Source organism: Azospirillum largimobile, assembly GCF_977007025.2.
In genome coordinates this window covers 309,048-327,138 of record NZ_CDRMUA020000002.1, presented here as the reverse complement: position 1 = coordinate 327,138, position 18,091 = coordinate 309,048, and the positions used below count along the sequence as shown (strand labels likewise).

The following is an 18,091-nucleotide window of genomic DNA, read 5'->3' as shown; positions in this document are numbered from 1 at the left end:
GTCCTCACTCTCCGGTCGGCATCTTTTTTCAGGAGCATCAGGTCCATGTGCGGCATCATCGGCATCAACGGCATTCACGACGCATCCCCCCGGCTGGTGGAGGGCCTGCGCCGGCTCGAATACCGCGGCTATGACAGCGCGGGCGTCGCCACCCTGGTGAACGGCCACATCGAGCGCCGCCGCGCCGAGGGCAAGCTGGTCAACCTGGACATGAAGCTGCGCGACCAGCCGCTGTCCGGCACGGTCGGGATCGGCCACACGCGCTGGGCCACCCATGGCGGCCCGACGGAGAACAACGCCCATCCCCACGCCACCAAGCGCGTCGCCGTCGTCCACAACGGCATCATCGAGAATTACCAGGAGCTGAAGGACGAGCTGACCGGCCACGGCTACGTCTTCGAAAGCGCCACCGACACCGAGGTGATCGTCCATCTCGTCACCTACTACCTGGACCAGCAGGGCATGACGCCGGTCCAGGCCTCGGCCGCCGCCTTCAAGCGCTTCACCGGCGCCTTCGCCCTGGTGCTGATCTTCGCGGGCGAGCATGAGCTGATGATCGGCGCCCGCCACGGCACGCCGCTGGCCGTCGGCTATGGCGACGGCGAAATGTACCTGGCGTCCGACGCCTTCGCCCTGGCGCCGCTGACCAACCGCATCTGCTATCTGGAGGACGGCGACTGGGTCGAGGTCAGCCGCACCGCCGCCATCGTCCACGACGCCAGCGACGCGGTGGTGGAGCGGCCGGTGAAGACCACCGCTGTCTCCGGCGCCCTGATCGGCAAGGACGGCTACCGCCACTATATGCTCAAGGAAATCTACGAGCAGCCCCAGGTCATCGGCGACACGCTGAACGCCTACATCAACCCTGAAACCGGCACCTTCACTCTGCCGGACTTCCCCTTCGATCTGGCCGGCGCGTCCAAGCTGACCATCGTCGCCTGCGGCACCGCCTATTACGCCGGCTTCGTCGCCAAATACTGGTTCGAGACGCTGGCCCGCATCCCGGTCGAGGTCGACATCGCCTCGGAGTTCCGCTACCGCGAGGCCCCGCTGCCGCCGGGCGGCATCGCGCTGTTCATCTCCCAGTCGGGCGAGACGCTGGATACGCTGGAGGCCCTGCGTTATTGCAAGCGCCAGGGCCAGAAGATCCTGTCGATCGTGAACGCCCCGGAAAGCACCATCGCGCGGGAATCCGATGCGGTGCTCTACACCATGGCGGGGCCGGAGATCGGCGTCGCCTCGACCAAGGCCTTCACCACCCAGCTGACCACGCTTGCCTGCCTTGCCGTCACCGTCGGCCGCGCCCGCGGCGCCATCGACCAGGAGCGGATGCAGCAGATCGCCCACGCCCTGCGCGAAGTCCCCGCCCGCGCCGCCGACGTGCTGGCCCATGACGAGCGGCTGAAGGAACTGGCGCAGGAGGTGTCGGAGGCCCGCGACGTGCTGTATCTCGGCCGCGGCGCCATGTACCCGCTGGCCCTGGAAGGCGCGCTGAAGCTGAAGGAGATCAGCTACATCCATGCCGAGGGCTACGCCGCCGGCGAGTTGAAGCATGGTCCGATCGCGCTGATCGACGACAATGTGCCGGTGATCGTGCTGGTCCCGTCCGACGCCCTGTTCGAGAAGGTGGTGTCGAACGTGCAGGAGGTCTGCGCCCGCTCCGGCAAGGTCCTGCTGCTGGCCGATAAGAAGGGCATCGACAAGCTGAAGGACAAGGTCCGCTGGTCGGTCGAACTCCCGGCCTGCGACCCGCTGGTTGCCCCGCTGCTCTACGCTATCCCGGTCCAGTTGCTGGCCTATCACACCGCGGTGCTCAAGGGGACCGACGTGGACCAGCCGCGCAATCTGGCCAAGTCGGTGACTGTCGAGTAAAGCAGAAGACGCAGAGTGTAGTTGTCGGCTGACAATAAAGTCTTCGAATGGGCTGAGTAAGTAGTCCTGCGCTCCTGGGAGGTCGTATCCTCAATTGAGGATACGCTTCCGCGGGATCGCGGCATGCCCTCCATGAACTTGCCCAGAGAACGTGAAGAACCTCCCGCTATGGTCTGAGGGAGCGGGAGGTTTGGCGTCGGTGCCGCCTATCGGCGCAGGCCGATGGAAGAGTTCAAGCAAGAAGCGGTTCGGCTGGACCGCCGCCGGATCCGTGGTAGACGCCGCGACCACGGTGAACGCCAAATCCGCCCGCAACATGACGCAAGGCGAGCCAAAACGAAAAGGGCCTAGCCGCTGAAACGGCTAAGCCCTTGAATTCGTGGCGGACCCGACGAGATTCGAACTCATGACCTCTGCCTTCGGAGGGCAGCGCTCTATCCAGCTGAGCTACGGGTCCATCGCTGGTGGAGGTGGAACATAGTCCAAGCCCTGCGGCGACGCAAACACTAAATTCAGCCTTTTTCTGCTGACGTCGCAACGCCTCGCCCCCGCTTCGTGGAAACGTTTCCATTCTTCATGAAACCGTTTTCCTGACGTCACGCGATTGCAACACGCCGCCATCACTCTGCCCCACACCGGATCGGCCGGTGACGGAAGGACGGGTGGTTGATGGTGCGGGATGGGATGCGATTCACGGATGGGCAGACGCCGCGGGGCACCGCCCGCGGGGTGGAGCGCGTGGCGACGATCCGCGATGTGGCGGCGCGCGCCGGGGTGTCCATCGCCACCGTGTCGCGCGTCCTCAACGGCAGCGGCAGCGCCACGCCAGAAACCATGGAAAAGGTGCGCGTCGCGGCGTCGGACCTCTCCTTCCGTCCCAGCACCATCGGGCGCAGCCTGAAGGCGGCGCGCACGCGCACCGTCGGCGTGCTGGTGCCGTCGCTGACCAATCCCGTCTTTGCCGAGAGCGTCGCCGGCATCCAGGAGGCCGCGGCCGAGGCCGGCTACAGCGTCCTGATCGCCTCCACGGACTATGATCCGGGCAAGGAATCCCGCGCCATCGAAGGGCTGCTGTCCAACCGGGTGGAAGGGCTGGTCCTGACCGTCGCCGATGCCGACCGCAGCGGGTCGCTCGACACGCTGGACGAGGTGCGGCTGCCCTATGTCCTTGCCTACAACCAGCCCGAACGCCCGTTCCGCGCCCATGTGTCGGTCGACAACGTCGCCGCCTCCCGCGCGGTGGTGGAGCGGATGGCGGTGCTCGGCCACCGGCGCATCGGCATGATCGCCGGGCGCTTCCGCCAGTCCGACCGCTCGCGCCGGCGCCATGCCGGCTGGCAGGCGGCGCTGGCCGATGCCGGCCTGCTGCCGGGGCCGGTGGTGGAGGTCGATTTCAACGATTTGCAGCTGGCCCACCGGCTGGCCCCGCATCTGGAAGGGCCGGAGCGGCCGACCGCGTTCTTTGCCTCCAACGACATGCTGGCGCTCGCCACCATCCGCGCGTTGCGCGACCTCGGCCTGCGGGTGCCCGACGACGTGTCGGTCTGCGGATTCGACGGGATCGAGGTCGGCCGGCTGATGTCGCCCAGCCTCGCCACCCTGGTGCAGCCGGCCCGCGCCATGGGTGCCACCGCCTTCGAATGCCTGCGCACCGGCTTTTCCGGCGACCTGCAGGGTCGCGCCGTGATGCTGCCCTTCACCTTGCGTCCGGGCGAATCGCTCGGGGCCGCGCCTTCCGAACCGATCCAAGCGCTTCCTGAACGGAGATACCCTCGATCATGATGAAGCCGTTCCTGCTCGGCGCCGCCGCTCTGGCCGCCGCCCTCACCGCCACGGTCGCTCCCGCCAAGGCGGCGGAGCAGACCGCCATCTGCTACAACTGCCCGCCGGAATGGGCCGATTGGGCGTCGCAGTTGAAGGCGATCAAGGCCGATCTCGGCATCGCCGTGCCGTTCGACAACAAGAACTCCGGCCAGTCGCTCGCCGCCATGCTGGCGGAAAAGGACAAGCCGGTGGCCGACGTCGTCTATCTCGGCGGGCCGGTCGGTATACAGGCCAAGGCAGCCGGCGTCGTCGCCCCCTTCAAGCCGGCGGCATGGGCCGAGATCCCCGATGGGATGAAGGACGCCGACGGCAACTGGTTCGCCATCCACAGCGGCACGCTGGGCTTCTTCGTCAACACCGAGGCGCTGGGCGGAAAGCCGGTGCCGCAGAGCTGGGCCGACCTGCTGAAGCCCGATTATTCCGGCATGGTGGGCTACCTGGACCCGACCAGCGCCGCCGTCGGCTATGTCGGCGCGGTTGCGGTCAACCTGGCGCTGGGCGGCGATTACGGCAGCTTCGACAAGGCGGTCGGCTGGTTCAAGGACCTGCAGAAGAACCAGCCCATCGTGCCGAAGCAGACCTCCTACGCCCGCGTGCTGTCGGGCGAGATTCCGATCCTGATCGATTACGACTTCAACGCCTACCGCGCCAAATACACCGACAAGGCCCCGGTCGCCTTCGTCATCCCGAAGGAAGGCACCGTGTCGGTGCCCTATGTGATGGCGCTGGTCAAGAACGGCCCGAATCCCGAGAACGGCAGGAAGGTTCTGGACTACGTCCTGTCCGACAAGGGCCAGACCCTGTGGGCCAACGCCTTCATGCGCCCGGTCCGGGCCGAGGCAATGTCGCCGGAGACCGCCGCCAAGTTCTTGCCGGCCGCCGACTACGCCCGCGCCAAGCCGGTCGACCTCGCCCGCATGGCCGAGGCGCAGAAGGGCTTTATGGACCGCTATCAGGCGGAGGTGAAGTGAGCGCCTGCGTGCAGGACGCTCCCCTCCCCCGGCCGGCGGCCCGCCCGCCGGTCCGGTTGTGGAGGACGGGCGAACCGCTGCGGCTGGCGGCCCTGCTGGCGCCGGCGGCGGCGGTTTTCGCTGCCTTCTTCCTGCTGCCGCTGGTCCGCCTGATCCTGATCGGCGCCGGCGGGGCGGAGGGCTGGTCCGCCTATCTCACCACGCTCGTCGATACCGGACATCTCGACAGCCTGATCTCCACGCTGGCGCTGTCGGCCGGCGTGACCCTGGTGACACTGGCGGTTTCGACCGTCGCCGGGCTTTTCCTGGTGCGCCATCACTTTCCCGGGCACGCCCTGCTGGTGGCGCTGCTGACCTTCCCGCTGGCCTTTCCCGGCGTGGTGATCGGCTTCATGGTCATCATGCTGGCCGGACGCCAGGGGCTGATCGGCACCATCACCCAGGCGCTGACCGGGGGAAAGCTGGTCTTCGCCTATTCGATGGCCGGGCTATTCCTGGGCTACGTCTATTTCTCGATCCCGCGCGTCATCCTGACGGTGATGGCGGCGGCGGAGAAGCTGGACCCGCGGCTGGAGGAGGCGGCGCGATCGCTGGGGGCATCCCCCTGGCGGGTGGTGGCCGACGTGATCCTGCCGGCGCTGAAACCAGCACTGATTTCCGCAGGCGCGCTCTGCTTCGCGACCTCCATGGGCGCGTTCGGCACCGCCTTTACGCTCGCCACCCGCATCAACGTGCTGCCGATGACGATCTATACCGAATTCACGCTCCAGGCGAACATCGCGGCGGCGGCGGCGCTCAGTGTCCTGCTCGGCCTCATCACCTGGGCGGCGCTCGCGGTGGCGCGCAGCGTCGCCGGCACCTCCGTTGCGGCGGCGGGGTGACGGTGATGCAGAGTTTGTCGAATCGCCGCGGCTGGGGCTTCTGGCTGCAATTGGGCTTCACCCTGCTGGTCTGCGCCCTGCTGACCGTGCCGATGGTGATGTCGATGCTGGCCGGGCTGACCGCCAACTATTTCGTCGGCCTGAAGAGCGGCCTGACCCTGCGCTGGGTGGAGGAGGTGTTGCGGGTCTATTCCGGCACCATCCTGCTGTCCCTGCAGATCGCCTTCGCCTGCCTCGCCTGCACGCTGCTGCTGGGCGTGCCCGCGGCCTATGCGCTGGCGCGGCGCCCCGGCCGGATCGCCCGGCTGGTGGAGGAACTGCTGATGATGCCGGTGGCCATCCCCGGCCTCGCCACAGCGCTGGCGCTGATCGTCACCTATGGCGGCGTGGGTGATTTGCGCAGCAGCTGGCTGTTCATCCTGATCGGCCATGTGCTGTTCACCCTGCCCTTCATGGTCCGCGCCGTTCTTGCGGTGATGGGCTCCATCGACCTGAAGACGCTGGAGGAGGGGGCCGCCAGCCTGGGCGCCGGGTTCCTGCGCCGCTTCGCCACGGTGGTGCTGCCCAACTGCCGCTCCGGCATCATGGCCGGGTCGCTGATGGTGCTGACGCTGTCGGTGGGCGAGTTCAACCTGACCTGGCTGCTGCACACGCCGCTGACCAAGACCCTGCCGGTCGGGCTGGCCGACAGCTACGCCTCGCTGCGGATCGAGATCGGCAGCGCCTACACCCTCGTCTTCTTCCTGATGATCGTGCCCAGCCTGATCCTGCTGCAGGGTCTGGCGAAGCGCGGCCGTCCGTCCGTTTGAGGCCATTCCCAGATGTCCGACAGCTTCCACCTCGACGCCGTGCCGATCCGCCTGGAGCGCTGCGGCAAGACCTTCGCCGGAAGCGCCCGTGCGCTGGAACCGCTGGACCTGACCATCCGCGGCGGCGAGACCATCGTCTTCCTCGGCCCCAGCGGCTGCGGCAAGACCACCACGCTGCGCATCATCGCCGGGCTGGAGAGCCCCGATCCCGGCGGCCGCGTGCTGTTCGGCGAGGAGGACGTCACCGCGCTTCCCATCGAGCGGCGCAATGTCGGCATGGTGTTCCAGAGCTATGCCCTGTTCCCCAACATGACGGTGGCGGAGAACGTCGCCTACGGCCTGAAGGTGCGCAAGGTTGCCCGCGCCGACCGCGCCCGCCGGGTGGAGGAGATGCTGGACCTGATGCATCTCGGCGAGTTCGCCGGGCGGCGGATCGACCAGCTCTCCGGCGGGCAGCGGCAGCGGGTGGCGCTGGCCCGCGCCCTGGTGGTGCGTCCGCGCGTGCTGCTGCTGGACGAACCGCTGACGGCCCTGGACGCCAAGCTGCGCGACAGCCTGCGGCTGGAGATCGACCGGCTGCTGCGCGGGCTCGGCATCACCGCGGTCTACGTCACCCACGACCAGGGCGAGGCGATGGCGCTCGGCGACCGCATCGTCGTGATGGCCAAGGGGCGTGTGGCGCAGATCGGCACCCCGCGCGAGATCTATTACCAGCCGGCCGATGGCTTCGTCGCCGACTTCATCGGCACGATGAACCGCCTGGGCGGCACGGTGCAGGGCGGGACGCTGTCCATCGGCGCGGCGTCGCTGCCCTGGTCGGGGCCGGACGGCACGGTGGAGCTGCTGGTGCGGCCGGAGGATCTGGCGCTCGCATCGGAGGCGGACGGGCATCTGGGCGGGAGCGTCGCCGCCGCGGTGTTCCTGGGCGACCGCACGCGGCTGGTGGTGGAGCCGACGGAGGGGCCGGCGCTGACTGTGGACACCCTGGGGCGGAGCGAGTTGGGGCGCGGCGATCGGGTGTGGCTGCGCGTCGATCCGGCGCGGGTGCTGGCGGTGCCGTGAGTGAGTTCGTTGCTAAGTCAGACCCCCACCTAACCTCCCCCGCTGGGCGGGGGAGGGGGTAAGTGCTGAGGCGGAAGAGCGCCGGCAGTCCCTCCCCCGCCCAGCGGGGGAGGTTAGGTGGGGGTCTAACGCCCCACAAATCAAACCTTTAAGCCCTGGAACAGGTCCCCATGATCATCGTCCAGATCACCGACACCCACATCAAGCCGCCCGGCCGCCTCGCCTATCGCCGCGTCGACACCGCCCCTTTTCTGGAGCGCGCCGTCGCCGCCGTCCTGGCACTCACCCCGCGCCCCGACGTGATCCTCGCCACCGGCGACCTCGTCGATGTCGGCCATGCCGAGGAGTACGAACGCCTGCTCGGTCTGCTCCGCCCGCTCGACATCCCGCTCTTCGCCGTGCCCGGCAACCATGACGAACGCGCCGGTCTCGCCGAGGCCTTTCCCGACCTCAAGGCCCGCGTCGGCGACAGCCGCTTCTTCCACTACACGGTGGAGGACTGGCCGGTCCGCTTGATTGCCATGGACACCGTCCTGCCCGGCTCCGGCGCGGGAGAGGTCTGTGCGGAGCGTCTCGCTTGGCTCGACGCCCGCCTGTCCGAGCAGCCCGAGCGGCCGACCATCGTCTTCCAGCATCATCCGCCCTTCGCCACCGGCATCGGCCACATGGACCGGCTCGGCCTGAGCGGCGCCGACGCCATGGCCGACGTGATCCGCCGCCATTCGCAGGTGGAACGGGTGCTGTGCGGCCATCTGCACCGGCCGATCCAGGTGCGCTGGGCCGGGACCATCGCCTCGACCGCGCCCTCCACCGCGCATCAGGTGGCGCTCGACCTGCGTGACGACGCGCCGTCCGCCTTCATGATGGAGCCGCCGGGCTACCAGATCCACATGTGGGGCGCCGACACCGGCGTTGTCAGCCATACCGCCGTCATCGGCGACTATGACGGCCCCTATCCCTTCTTCAAGGACGGAAAGCTGATCGACTAGCTCGGCTATTCAGCCGGCTGTCACGCGCCTGTCACGGGCATGGCGTAAGACACAGCTCTCACCGCCGATCCCACGGAGACGACAGAGATGAAGGCGTTTCTCGCCACCCTCGCCACGGTCCTGACATTGGCGCTGAGCCACACCGCCCAGGCGGACGGCGCCACCGGCAAGCTGGTGCTCTACACCTCGCAGCTGGAGCCAGACGCCCGCCAGACGGTCGAGGCTTTCAAGGCGAAGAACCCCGGCGTCGAGGTGGAGTGGGTCCGCAACGGCACGACCGAGCTGATGAACAAGCTGCGGGCGGAGTTCACCGCCGGTGCACCGCAGCCCGACCTGCTGCTGATCGCCGACGCGGTGACGATGGAATCGCTGAAGGCGGAGAAGCGCCTGCAGCCTTATGCCGACGCTCCGGTGGCCGGCTATCGTCCCGGCACCCACGATGCGCAGGGCTACTGGTTCGGCACCAAGCTGATCACCACCGGCATCGTCTACAACACCGCCGCCCCGATGAAGCCGACCTCCTGGCTGGATCTGCTGAAGCCGGAGGCGAAGGGCACCACGGTGATGCCGAGCCCGCTCTATTCCGGTGCCGCCGCCATCCACATGGCGTCGATTAAGGCGCAGCCGTCGCTGGGCATGGCGTACTACGAGGCGCTGCAGCGCAATGCCGTCACCGCGGCCAAGGGCAACGGCGGCATCCTGAAGGACGTGGCCGGCGGGGCGAAGCTCTACGGCATGGTGGTCGATTACCTGCCGATCCGCGAACAGCTGAAGGGCGCGCCCGTCGCCTTCGTCTTCCCCAAGGAGGGCGTCAGCGCGGTCAGCGAGCCGGTGGCGATCCTCAGCACCGCGAAGAATCCCACCGCGGCCAAGGCCTTCATCGACTTCCTGCTGAGCCGCGACGGCCAGGATCTCGCCTCCCGCCAGGGCTTCCTGCCGGCCCTTCCGGGGGTCAACCCGCCGCCGGGCTTCCCCGACCCTGCGACCATCACCCTGCTGCCCTACGACCCGGCCAAGGCGCTGGCCGAGGACGACGCCAACAAGCGCGCCTTCGCCGATCTGTTCGGCGGGTGAGGTGAGGTGAGGTGAGGTAAGCATCCCCTCTCCCCCCGGGGAGAGGGTTAGGGTGAGGGGGATGCGTTGCGGGGACTTTCAAAAATCGCGCACTCCGATCCGTCTGTGAAAATCCACGCTGTGCACCCCCCTCACCCCGACCCTCTCCCCGGCGGGGAGAGGGGGATTGCCCCGGGAGGTTGGAGCGTGGGAAAAGGCGCTTTGCCCGCCCTCCCCGGCTGGCCGCTACTCATCGGCCTGCTCGTGCTTCTCCCGGTCCTGCGCCTGCTGTGGGAAGCGGGCGATCCGGCGGTGCTGGGCCGTGTGCTCGACTCCCCCGCCACTTGGCGGGCCACCGGCAACAGCATCGCCATCGCCGCGGGCGCCACGCTGGCGGCGGCGCTGATCGGCGGGCCCTTCGCCCTGCTGATCGGGTTGACCGAGCTGCGCGCCCGGACGGCGATGACCTTCGCCCTGATCCTGCCGTTGATGATCCCGCCGCAGATCGTGGCGATGGCCTGGACCCATCTTGCCGGGTCCGGCAGCCCGCTGTTGAAGCCGCTCGGCCTCGCTCCGCCGGTCGGCACGCCGAACCCGGTGCAGTCGGCGATGGGCATGGTGCTGGTAATGGGAATCGAACATGCGCCGCTGGTCTTCCTTGCCCTGCGCGCGGCGCTCCGCGCCATTCCCGGCGATGTGCTGGAAGCGGCGCGGGCATCCGGCGCCGGACCTTGGCGTGCGGTGCGCGGCGTGGTGCTGCCGCTCTGCCTGCCGGGGCTGATCGCCGGGCTCGCCATGGCCTTCGTCGCGGCGCTGGGGAATTTCGGAGTTCCGGCGCTGCTGGGCGTGCCGGCCGGCATCCCGATGTTGCCGACGCTGATCTACCGGCGGTTGGCCGGCTTCGGTCCCTCCGCCCTGCCCGAGGTGGCGGTGCTGGCCGCCCTGATCGGCCTCATCGCCTGCCTGGGCATCGCCGCCCAGACCATCCTGCAATCGCGCATCGCCACCCGCCTGCCCGGCGGCGCCCGCCCGCTGGCGCCGCTGCCGCTCGGCGCAGCCCGCGCACCGGTCGAGACGATGGCCTGGGGCATTCTTCTGCTGCTGGTCGCGGCGCCGCTTGCGGCATTGCTGGCGACCAGCCTCGTGCGGGTCTACGGCCTGCCCATCGGTCTCGACACGCTGACGCTGTCCCATTACCGCGAGGTGCTGGCGCTCGATCAGGTCGGGCGCGCCTTCGCCAATTCGGTGCTGCTGTCGGGATCGGCCGCGCTGCTGCTCGCCCTGCTGGCGATTCCGCTGGCCCACACCATGGCGCGGGGCGGCGGTGCCGGGCGGATCGCCCGCGCGGTTGGGGTGCTGGTGGAATTGCCGCACGCCGTGCCGGGGGTGGTGCTGGGCATCGGCTGCATCTTGCTGTTCCTGAAGCCGCTGCCGGGGCTGGGCTTCAGCCTGTACGGCACGCTGTGGATCATCCTGGCGGCCTATCTGGTCCGCTTCCTACCGCTGGCCCTGCGCCCGGTGCAGGCGGCCTGCGCCGCCCTCGACCCGACGGTGGAGGAGGCCGCCCGCGCGCTCGGCGCCAGGCCGCTGCGCCGCCTGCTGACGGTGGTGGCGCCGCTGGTCGCACCGGCGGCGGCGGCCGGCGGCCTGCTGGTCTTCCTGACCGCCTTCAACGAGCTGACCGTCTCCATCTTGCTGTGGTCGCAGGGGCGGGAGACGCTGGGCGTCGTCGTCTATGCGCTGGAGGAAGGCGGCAGCCCGACGCTGGGCGCCGCGCTAGGCGTCATCGCAATTCTGGTGGTGCTGGGCGCCATGCTCGCCGCCGGGGCGCTGGGCCGCCGCCTGCCGCCCGGCGTGGTGCCCTGGCGGGAATAGACGTCTCAGGCCGGCAGTCCCGCCGCCTTGCGCACCGCCTCCAGCACGGTCAGCACGTCGCGCGCCTGCTCCGCCGTCACCGGCGGCGGCGCGCCGTCGAGGATGGCGGCCGCCACGCCACGATAGAAGGCGGGATAGTCGCCGCGCAGCGTTTCCACCCGGCGTTCCGTCCCGTCGGCCTGGACCAGCAAGGCGTGGTTCTCCGGTTCGTCCAGGCCCCAATCCGCCTCGGTCGGCATGCGGCCGGCACGCAACGCCGCCTCCTGCCCGTCCATGCCGTGTTTCAGGAAGCTGCCGCGGTCGCCATGCAGCTGGAAGCGCGGTCCCGGCCGGCAGACCACCGTCCCGCAATGCAGGATCGCCCGCAGCGGGCCATAGCCCAGCACGATGTGGAACCAGTCGTCGACCTGTGCGTCCGGCCGCTGGGCGCCGACATCTGCGAGGATGCGGTCGGGCATGCCGAACAGGGTCAGCCCCTGATCGATCAGATGGGCGCCAAGGTCGAACAGCACCCCCGATCCTGCCAGCGTCTGTTCGCGCCAGCCCTGCTTGATCTGCGGCCGGAAGCGGTCGAAATGCGCCTCATAGTGATAGGGGCGGCCGACCTCGCCGTTTTCCAGGCAGGTGCGCAGAGTAAGGAAGTCGTTGTCCCAGCGGCGGTTCTGGAAAACCGTCAGCAGCCGTCCCTTCCGCTTGGCGAGGTCGATCAGTTCGTCGGCCTCCGCCGCGGTGGTCGCCATCGGCTTGTCGATCACCACATGCTTGCCGGCCAGCAGCGCCTCGCGCGCCAGGGGAGCGTGGCTGGTGTTGGGGGTGGCGATCACCACCAGATCGATGCCCGGATCGCCGATCACCGCCTCCACCGTCGTAGCCTCCGCCCCCGGTGCGCTGCGGCGGATGTCGTCCACGCGCGAACTGGCGACCGCCTTCAGGTTCAGGCTCGGCTCGCTCAGGATCAGCGGCGCATGGAAAACCGACCCGGCAAGGCCGAATCCCAGCAAACCGACCGACAGGCTCCTCATCGTCATTCCCCTTCCCCAAGGCTCGCAACCGGCACAGCAGATGGGCGTCCTGCGGGGAGGGGCCAAGGGGCTATCGACCAGGGCCGGGCGATCCCACCCGGCCCTGGCCGGCTCCGCCCTACGGAGTGATCGCCACCTTCAGCACGCCGTCGCGCTGATGGGCGAACAGTTCATAGGCATCCTCGATCCGGTCCAGCGTGAAGTGGTGGGTGACCAGCGGCTTCAGATCCACCCGGCGGGAGGCGACGACCGCCATCAGCCGGCGCATCCGCTCCTTGCCGCCGGGGCAGAGCGAGGTGACGATGGTGTGGTCGCCCAGCCCCGCGGCGAAGGGTCCCAGCGGGATGCGCAGGTCGCCCGAATAGACGCCGAGGCTGGACAGCGTTCCGCCCGGCCGCAGGACACGCAACGCCGCCTCGAAGGTCGCCTGGGTGCCCAGCGCTTCGATGGCGACGTCGACACCACGGCCACCCGTCAGCCGCATGATCTCCTCCACCGGATCGACGCTGCGGAAATCGACCACATGGTCGGCGCCCATGCGCCGCGCCATCTCCAGCCGCGCCGGAACGGTGTCGACGCCGATGATGGTGGTGGCCCCCTTCAGCTTGGCACCGGCGGTGGCGCACAGCCCGATGGGACCTTGCGCGAACACCGCCACGGTGTCGCCGATGCGGATGTTGCCGCGCTCCGCCCCGGCGAAGCCGGTGGACATGATGTCGGGGCACATCAGCACCTCTTCATCGGTCAGACCGTCGGGAACGGGAGCAAGGTTGGTCATGGCATCCGGCACCAGCAGATATTCGGCTTGGCAACCATCGATGGTGTTGCCGAACCGCCAGCCGCCCAGCGGCTTCCAGCCATGCTTGGTGCCGGCGCCGTCCTGCGAATGGCAGCCGCACAGGCAGGCGTTGCTGTGGCCGCTGGGGGTGATGGCCCCGGCGATCACCCGCTGCCCCTCGCGATAGCCGCTGACGGCGGAGCCCAACTTCTCGATGATGCCGACCGGCTCGTGCCCAACGGTCAGGCCGCGATTGACCGGATATTCGCCATTCAGAATGTGGATGTCGGTGCCGCAGATCGTCGTCGTCGTGATGCGGATCAGCGCGTCGAGCGGTCCGACGTCGGGGACCGGCTTGTCGTCCAGCACGATACGGCCCGGCTCTGCGAACACCGCCGCTTTCATCATGACCATGGCGTCCTCCCATTCTGGTGGCCGCCGGTCGAGGGGCTGTTTGGCGTGACCTTCGCAAACGGCCCGCGGCCGGCGCTGTGCTTCACGCCGGCCAGTGTAGCGCGGCCGGGAGAAGGCCGCGTTGATGCAGATTAAATGGAGGGAGCTTTGGGGTCGGCCCCCGCGCCGTCACGGCGCCCCAACCCTTCGGAGAGGAGCGAGACGACCAGGGTGTTCAGGCTGACGCCCTCTCGTCCGGCCCGTTCGGTGAGCCGCCGATGCAGCGATTTCGGCACCCTCTGCTGCCATTTGCCGCTGAAGGCCCCGTCATCGGCGACCGACGGCGGCGGGATCTCCCGACCGGCGGCGCGCATCGCCTCGATCCAGCCGTGCATGGCGTCGGCACCATTGGCAACCGCCTCTTCGATGGAGTCGCCGTCGGACATGCAGCCGGGAAGATCCGGAAACTCGATCAGGTATCCGCCGCCATCCTCTTCGCTGAGGGGACGGATGGTGAAAGGATAGTCGAGTTTCATCGGTCATTCTCCTGTGCTTCGCGCTGCTCCATCGCCTGCCGTTCCCGGACGGCTTCGATGAAGGCGAGGAAGGCTTTGACATAGACCGGCTTGATCGGGCGATGAGCGGGAACAGATGGCGCCTCGACAATACCGGGATAGTCAAAAATGACGTGGCTGCCGGAAGGTTTGCGGATATTCACACCCTGTGTGCGGGCGACAGCCTCAAGATCCTCAATCCGCCAATCCCGCGGATTGTTCTTCATGCGGGCAAGGATCTTGTCCGTTTGAGTCATGCTCGAATGGTATCACTGGCGGTACTGCCAAGCAAGCTGCCGACGGCCTCGCCCTCCCATCTTGACGCCCGCCCGCGCCCGACTAAATTTTGCCCGCGCCGGGGTGCCTCACCCACAGGATCCCGGCGTACCCGAAATCCGTGTCCTGCATGTTGCTCTGCGGAGGATGTGTGCGATGCCGACGACCAGATTATGGCGTCCCCTACCCTACCCGGTCCGGCCGGAGTTGGCGCCCACCTGAGATAACGACCACATCCGGCCGGAAAATCTCAAGAATTCCCGAGAAGAATGGATCACCTGTGCCTGCGATCGCAGACACGGGCACTTGCCGTTTCATGATCACAACAAAGAAACACGCGAACAATTTCTTTGAAAATCCTCTTGACGACAAAAGCAGCTTGAGTAGATTTCCCAACCGAAAGCACGGCCCATTCGGGCGTGCTTGAGAAAGTCCGACATTCGCTTAAGAACAAGGAGTGTCACACCATGAAGTTCAAACCGCTTCACGACCGCGTTCTGGTCCGCCGCGTCGAATCCGACACCAGGACGAAGGGCGGCATCATCATCCCCGACACCGCCAAGGAAAAGCCGCAGGAGGGCGAAGTCATCGCCGTCGGCGCGGGCGCGCGGGACGAGGCCGGCAAGCTGGTGGCCCTCGACGTGAAGCCCGGCGACCGCGTGCTGTTCGGCAAATGGTCCGGCACCGAGGTGAAGATCGACGGCGAGGATCTCCTGATCATGAAGGAGAGCGACATCCTCGGCGTGATCGAGGGTGCCGCCGAACCCGCCAAGAAGGCCGCGTGATTAGGGGAGGAACAGGACCATGGCTGCGAAGGACGTGAAGTTCGGCTCCACCGCCCGCGACAAGATGCTGCGCGGCGTGGACATCCTGGCCGACGCCGTGAAGGTCACGCTGGGGCCGAAGGGCCGCAACGTGGTGATCGAGAAGTCGTTCGGCGCCCCGCGCATCACCAAGGACGGCGTGTCGGTCGCCAAGGAAATCGAGCTGGCCGACAAGTTCGAGAACATGGGCGCGCAGATGCTGCGCGAGGTGGCGTCGAAGACCGCCGATCTGGCTGGTGACGGCACCACCACCGCCACTGTGCTGGCCCAGGCCATCGTGCGGGAGGGCGCCAAGTCGGTCGCCGCCGGCATCAACCCGATGGACCTGAAGCGCGGCATCGACATGGCGGTCGAGGCCGTGGTGACCGAGTTGAAGGCCCGCTCCAAGAAGGTGACCACCAACGAGGAGATCGCCCAGGTCGGCACCATCTCCGCCAACGGCGACCGCGAGATCGGCGACATGCTGGCCCGCGCGATGGAGAAGGTCGGCAACGAGGGCGTCATCACGGTCGAGGAGGCCAAGAGCCTGGAGACCGAGTTGGATGTCGTCGAGGGCATGCAGTTCGACCGCGGCTACACCTCGCCCTACTTCGTCACCAACGCCGACAAGATGCAGGTGGAGCTGGATGATCCGTACATCCTGATCCACGACAAGAAGCTGTCCGGCATCCAGGCCATCATCCCGGTGCTGGAGAAGGTGGTGCAGTCGGGCAAGCCGCTGCTGATCATCGCCGAGGAGGTGGAGGGCGAGGCGCTGGCGACCCTGGTGGTCAACCGCCTGCGCGGCGGCCTGAAGGTCGCGGCGGTGAAGGCCCCCGGCTTCGGTGACCGCCGCAAGGCGATGCTGGAGGACATCGCCATCCTCACCGGCGGCCAGGTGGTCAGCGAGGAACTCGGCATCAAGCTGGACGGCGTCACCATCGACATGCTGGGCCGCGCCGGCAAGGTGGTCATCACCAAGGACAACACCACCATCGTCAACGGCGTCGGGTCGACGGACGACATCAAGGCCCGCTGCACCCAGATCCGCCAGCAGATCGAAGAGACGACTTCCGACTACGACCGCGAGAAGCTGCAGGAGCGGCTGGCGAAGCTGGCCGGCGGCGTCGCGGTGATCCGCGTCGGCGGCGCCACCGAGGTCGAGGTGAAGGAGCGCAAGGACCGCGTCGACGACGCCATGCACGCCACCCGCGCGGCGGTCGAGGAAGGCATCCTGCCCGGCGGCGGCGTGGCGCTGGCCCGTGCGGTCGCGGTGCTGGAAACCGTCAAGCCGGCCAACGACGACCAGCGCGTCGGCGTGGAGATCGTGCGCCGGGCGTTGAGCGCGCCGGTCCGCCAGATCGCGACCAACGCCGGCGTCGACGGCTCGATCATCGTCGGCAAACTGAACGACAGCAAGGACTACAGCGTCGGCTACGACGCGGCCAAGGGCGAATGGTGCGATCTGGTGAAGGCCGGCATCATCGACCCGGCCAAGGTGGTGCGCACCGCGCTGCAGGACGCGGCCTCCGTCGCCGGCCTGCTGATCACCACCGAGGCGATGGTCGCCCAATTGCCGGAGAAGAAGCCTGCGGTTCCCGCCCCCGGCGCCGACATGGACTTCTGATCCCAACCTTCCGATCAGGGTCATTTTCCACAGGCCTCCCAGCCGAACGGTTTCGGACTGGATGTTCCCTGGACGGGGTCGCGCCACACCGGCGCGGCCCCATTCTTTCTCAGTGGACGAATGACTTGCCCGGTTCCGGCAGGGGAAAGCGCAGGGTTGCCTTCACCCCCTCCTCCGGCAGCGGCCGGATGTCCAGGCTGCCGCGCAGCTGCTGGGCCAGTTGCTGCATGATCTTGCCGCCCAGCCCGGTCCCCTGCGGCTGATCCGACAGGATGCCGACCCCATCGTCGCAGACGCACAGCACGCAGTCCTTCCCCTCCTTGCGGAAGCTGAGGTCGATCCGGCCGGAGCGGCCGTCGGGAAAGGCGTATTTCAGCGCATTGGTGATCAGTTCGTTGGCGATGGTGCCGACCGCGATGGCGACGCCCATATCCAGCACGACGTCCTCCACCTCGGCGTTGACCGCCACCGGCCGCACCCCGACCACGCCGAGTTGGAGATCCTCCACCAGGCTTTCCAGGAACTCCTTGGAATTGACGACGGTGACACCTTCGACACGGCGCAGGCGGACATAGACCCGGGCCAACACGCCGATGCGCTCTATGGTGCCGCCGACGATCTCCTGCGGATTTTCCGACCGGTGGGCGGCCAGCATCAGTTGGGCGCAAATCTGCTGCAGGTCGTTGCGGATCCGATGGTGGATCTCGTGCAGCATAAGCTCCTTTTCCTCGTTGACCGCCGACAGCTGGTCCCAGGACAGGCGGAGCTGCTTGTTCGCCCGATGCAGGGCATCCGCGACCGCGGCGATGCCGAACCCCAATGCCATGTAGATCAGAAAGGCCAACCGGTCGCCAGGATCCGCGATCCAAAGCAAGCCTTCCGGCTTCATGAAGAACCAGGCCGAGCACAAACCCGACAGGATCACGGCCACGAACCCCGATCCGCGGTCGAACAGGATTGAAATCAGGAAGATGGTGGGGATGAAGACCAGAAATGGATACTTGAAAAGGAGTGGATCGAGCATGTAGCGCACCAACGTCGTCAGCCCGACCAGCGCAAATGTAATCCCGTAGCGCGCCCAGGCGGAACGCGGCAAGCTGGACGACAGCCGGTGCAGAACCTTTTCCATACCGCGCGCACGATTCACGACGACAGGTCTCCGTACAGCAGGATCGAACCCATAACAGCCGAACTCTTCATACGGCCTGCGCCGACGCACGGATTGGGGTGACACCCTGAAGGCGGGAGCCGGCCACCCGGCCGGAGGGATTCTTTCGGCGAACGGATCTTGGCCGCCCCGCC

16 protein-coding genes and 1 tRNA gene are annotated in these 18,091 nt (G+C 67.8%); 11 read left to right on the top strand and 6 right to left on the bottom strand.

Annotated features, from left to right (window positions below; translation table 11 throughout):
- Window positions 1-45 precede the first annotated feature (45 nt).
- The gene (gene glmS, locus ACWPKK_RS14880; RefSeq protein ID WP_452005422.1) at window positions 46-1,872 is read left to right on the top strand and encodes a glutamine--fructose-6-phosphate transaminase (isomerizing); all 1,827 of its coding nucleotides are present in this window, start codon (window positions 46-48) and stop codon (window positions 1,870-1,872) included.
- A 380-nt stretch (window positions 1,873-2,252) separates the two neighbouring features.
- Here glmS and ACWPKK_RS14875 read toward each other — a convergent pair.
- Window positions 2,253-2,329, bottom strand: a tRNA-Arg gene (locus tag ACWPKK_RS14875).
- Between the two features lie 227 nt (window positions 2,330-2,556).
- On the opposite strand from ACWPKK_RS14875, the gene ACWPKK_RS14870 reads away from it, so the two are divergent.
- The 8 genes from ACWPKK_RS14870 to ACWPKK_RS14835 all read left to right on the top strand — a co-directional run bounded on the left by ACWPKK_RS14870 (window position 2,557) and on the right by ACWPKK_RS14835 (window position 11,336).
- The gene (locus ACWPKK_RS14870) at window positions 2,557-3,654 is read left to right on the top strand and encodes a LacI family DNA-binding transcriptional regulator (protein ID WP_452005419.1); all 1,098 of its coding nucleotides are present in this window, start codon (window positions 2,557-2,559) and stop codon (window positions 3,652-3,654) included.
- Complete coding sequence (locus ACWPKK_RS14865) at window positions 3,651-4,667, top strand: ABC transporter substrate-binding protein (RefSeq protein WP_452005416.1); 1,017 nt, start codon at window positions 3,651-3,653, stop codon at window positions 4,665-4,667. The genes ACWPKK_RS14870 and ACWPKK_RS14865 overlap by 4 nt, the downstream gene beginning before the upstream one ends.
- 56 nt (window positions 4,668-4,723) lie before the next feature.
- A complete protein-coding gene (locus ACWPKK_RS14860) occupies window positions 4,724-5,548 on the top strand; it encodes an ABC transporter permease (protein ID WP_452006648.1) in 825 nt (274 codons plus the stop codon).
- Between the two features lie 5 nt (window positions 5,549-5,553).
- Complete coding sequence (locus ACWPKK_RS14855; RefSeq protein WP_452005413.1) at window positions 5,554-6,357, top strand: ABC transporter permease; 804 nt, start codon at window positions 5,554-5,556, stop codon at window positions 6,355-6,357.
- A 12-nt stretch (window positions 6,358-6,369) separates the two neighbouring features.
- Complete coding sequence (locus ACWPKK_RS14850) at window positions 6,370-7,419, top strand: ABC transporter ATP-binding protein (protein WP_452005410.1); 1,050 nt, start codon at window positions 6,370-6,372, stop codon at window positions 7,417-7,419.
- Between the two features lie 170 nt (window positions 7,420-7,589).
- Window positions 7,590-8,408, top strand: a complete 819-nt coding sequence (locus ACWPKK_RS14845) for a phosphodiesterase (protein WP_452005407.1) — start codon at window positions 7,590-7,592, stop codon at window positions 8,406-8,408.
- Window positions 8,409-8,495: 87 nt separating this feature from the next.
- On the top strand, window positions 8,496-9,482 hold the full coding sequence (locus ACWPKK_RS14840; RefSeq protein WP_452005404.1) for an ABC transporter substrate-binding protein: 987 nt from the start codon (window positions 8,496-8,498) through the stop codon (window positions 9,480-9,482).
- A gap of 201 nt (window positions 9,483-9,683) precedes the next feature.
- Window positions 9,684-11,336: an ABC transporter permease gene (locus ACWPKK_RS14835; RefSeq protein WP_452005401.1), complete on the top strand. Its 1,653-nt coding sequence runs from the start codon at window positions 9,684-9,686 to the stop codon at window positions 11,334-11,336.
- Between the two features lie 5 nt (window positions 11,337-11,341).
- Here the strand turns inward: ACWPKK_RS14835 and ACWPKK_RS14830 are convergent, their stop codons facing one another.
- The 4 genes from ACWPKK_RS14830 to ACWPKK_RS14815 form a co-directional block, all read right to left on the bottom strand.
- A complete protein-coding gene (locus tag ACWPKK_RS14830) occupies window positions 11,342-12,358 on the bottom strand; it encodes an oxidoreductase (RefSeq protein WP_452006646.1) in 1,017 nt (338 codons plus the stop codon).
- Window positions 12,359-12,476: 118 nt separating this feature from the next.
- Entirely contained in the window at window positions 12,477-13,550 is a 1,074-nt protein-coding gene (locus ACWPKK_RS14825; protein ID WP_452005398.1) for an NAD(P)-dependent alcohol dehydrogenase, read from the bottom strand.
- Window positions 13,551-13,681: 131 nt separating this feature from the next.
- Window positions 13,682-14,065, bottom strand: coding sequence for a type II toxin-antitoxin system HicB family antitoxin (locus ACWPKK_RS14820; RefSeq protein WP_324869263.1), 384 nt, complete (start codon window positions 14,063-14,065; stop codon window positions 13,682-13,684).
- A complete protein-coding gene (locus ACWPKK_RS14815; RefSeq protein WP_452005396.1) occupies window positions 14,062-14,340 on the bottom strand; it encodes a hypothetical protein in 279 nt (92 codons plus the stop codon). The genes ACWPKK_RS14820 and ACWPKK_RS14815 overlap by 4 nt, the downstream gene beginning before the upstream one ends.
- Before the next feature lie 486 nt (window positions 14,341-14,826).
- Between ACWPKK_RS14815 and groES the strand changes: the two genes are divergently transcribed.
- Window positions 14,827-15,144: a co-chaperone GroES gene (gene groES, locus ACWPKK_RS14810; protein ID WP_452005393.1), complete on the top strand. Its 318-nt coding sequence runs from the start codon at window positions 14,827-14,829 to the stop codon at window positions 15,142-15,144.
- Window positions 15,145-15,163: 19 nt separating this feature from the next.
- Window positions 15,164-16,789 (top strand): chaperonin GroEL, encoded by a 1,626-nt coding sequence (gene groL, locus ACWPKK_RS14805; protein ID WP_452005390.1) that lies wholly within the window; start codon window positions 15,164-15,166, stop codon window positions 16,787-16,789.
- 109 nt (window positions 16,790-16,898) lie between these two features.
- Here groL and ACWPKK_RS14800 read toward each other — a convergent pair whose 3' ends face one another.
- Entirely contained in the window at window positions 16,899-17,936 is a 1,038-nt protein-coding gene (locus ACWPKK_RS14800; protein WP_324869267.1) for a sensor histidine kinase, read from the bottom strand.
- Window positions 17,937-18,091 lie beyond the last annotated feature (155 nt).

What these genes read in the sequence shown, in the direction of transcription:
- ACWPKK_RS14830 (WP_452006646.1), bottom strand. Translation starts at nt 12,358, where the DNA reads ATGAGGAGCCTGTCGGTCGGTTTGCTGGGATTCGGCCTTGCCGGGTCG.
- ACWPKK_RS14820 (WP_324869263.1), bottom strand. Translation starts at nt 14,065, where the DNA reads ATGAAACTCGACTATCCTTTCACCATCCGTCCCCTCAGCGAAGAGGAT.
- ACWPKK_RS14840 (WP_452005404.1), top strand. Translation starts at nt 8,496, where the DNA reads ATGAAGGCGTTTCTCGCCACCCTCGCCACGGTCCTGACATTGGCGCTG.
- ACWPKK_RS14825 (WP_452005398.1), bottom strand. Translation starts at nt 13,550, where the DNA reads ATGGTCATGATGAAAGCGGCGGTGTTCGCAGAGCCGGGCCGTATCGTG.
- ACWPKK_RS14865 (WP_452005416.1), top strand. Translation starts at nt 3,651, where the DNA reads ATGATGAAGCCGTTCCTGCTCGGCGCCGCCGCTCTGGCCGCCGCCCTC.
- ACWPKK_RS14870 (WP_452005419.1), top strand. Translation starts at nt 2,557, where the DNA reads ATGCGATTCACGGATGGGCAGACGCCGCGGGGCACCGCCCGCGGGGTG.
- groL (WP_452005390.1), top strand. Translation starts at nt 15,164, where the DNA reads ATGGCTGCGAAGGACGTGAAGTTCGGCTCCACCGCCCGCGACAAGATG.
- ACWPKK_RS14845 (WP_452005407.1), top strand. Translation starts at nt 7,590, where the DNA reads ATGATCATCGTCCAGATCACCGACACCCACATCAAGCCGCCCGGCCGC.
- groES (WP_452005393.1), top strand. Translation starts at nt 14,827, where the DNA reads ATGAAGTTCAAACCGCTTCACGACCGCGTTCTGGTCCGCCGCGTCGAA.
- ACWPKK_RS14850 (WP_452005410.1), top strand. Translation starts at nt 6,370, where the DNA reads ATGTCCGACAGCTTCCACCTCGACGCCGTGCCGATCCGCCTGGAGCGC.
- glmS (WP_452005422.1), top strand. Translation starts at nt 46, where the DNA reads ATGTGCGGCATCATCGGCATCAACGGCATTCACGACGCATCCCCCCGG.
- ACWPKK_RS14815 (WP_452005396.1), bottom strand. Translation starts at nt 14,340, where the DNA reads ATGACTCAAACGGACAAGATCCTTGCCCGCATGAAGAACAATCCGCGG.
- ACWPKK_RS14855 (WP_452005413.1), top strand. Translation starts at nt 5,554, where the DNA reads ATGCAGAGTTTGTCGAATCGCCGCGGCTGGGGCTTCTGGCTGCAATTG.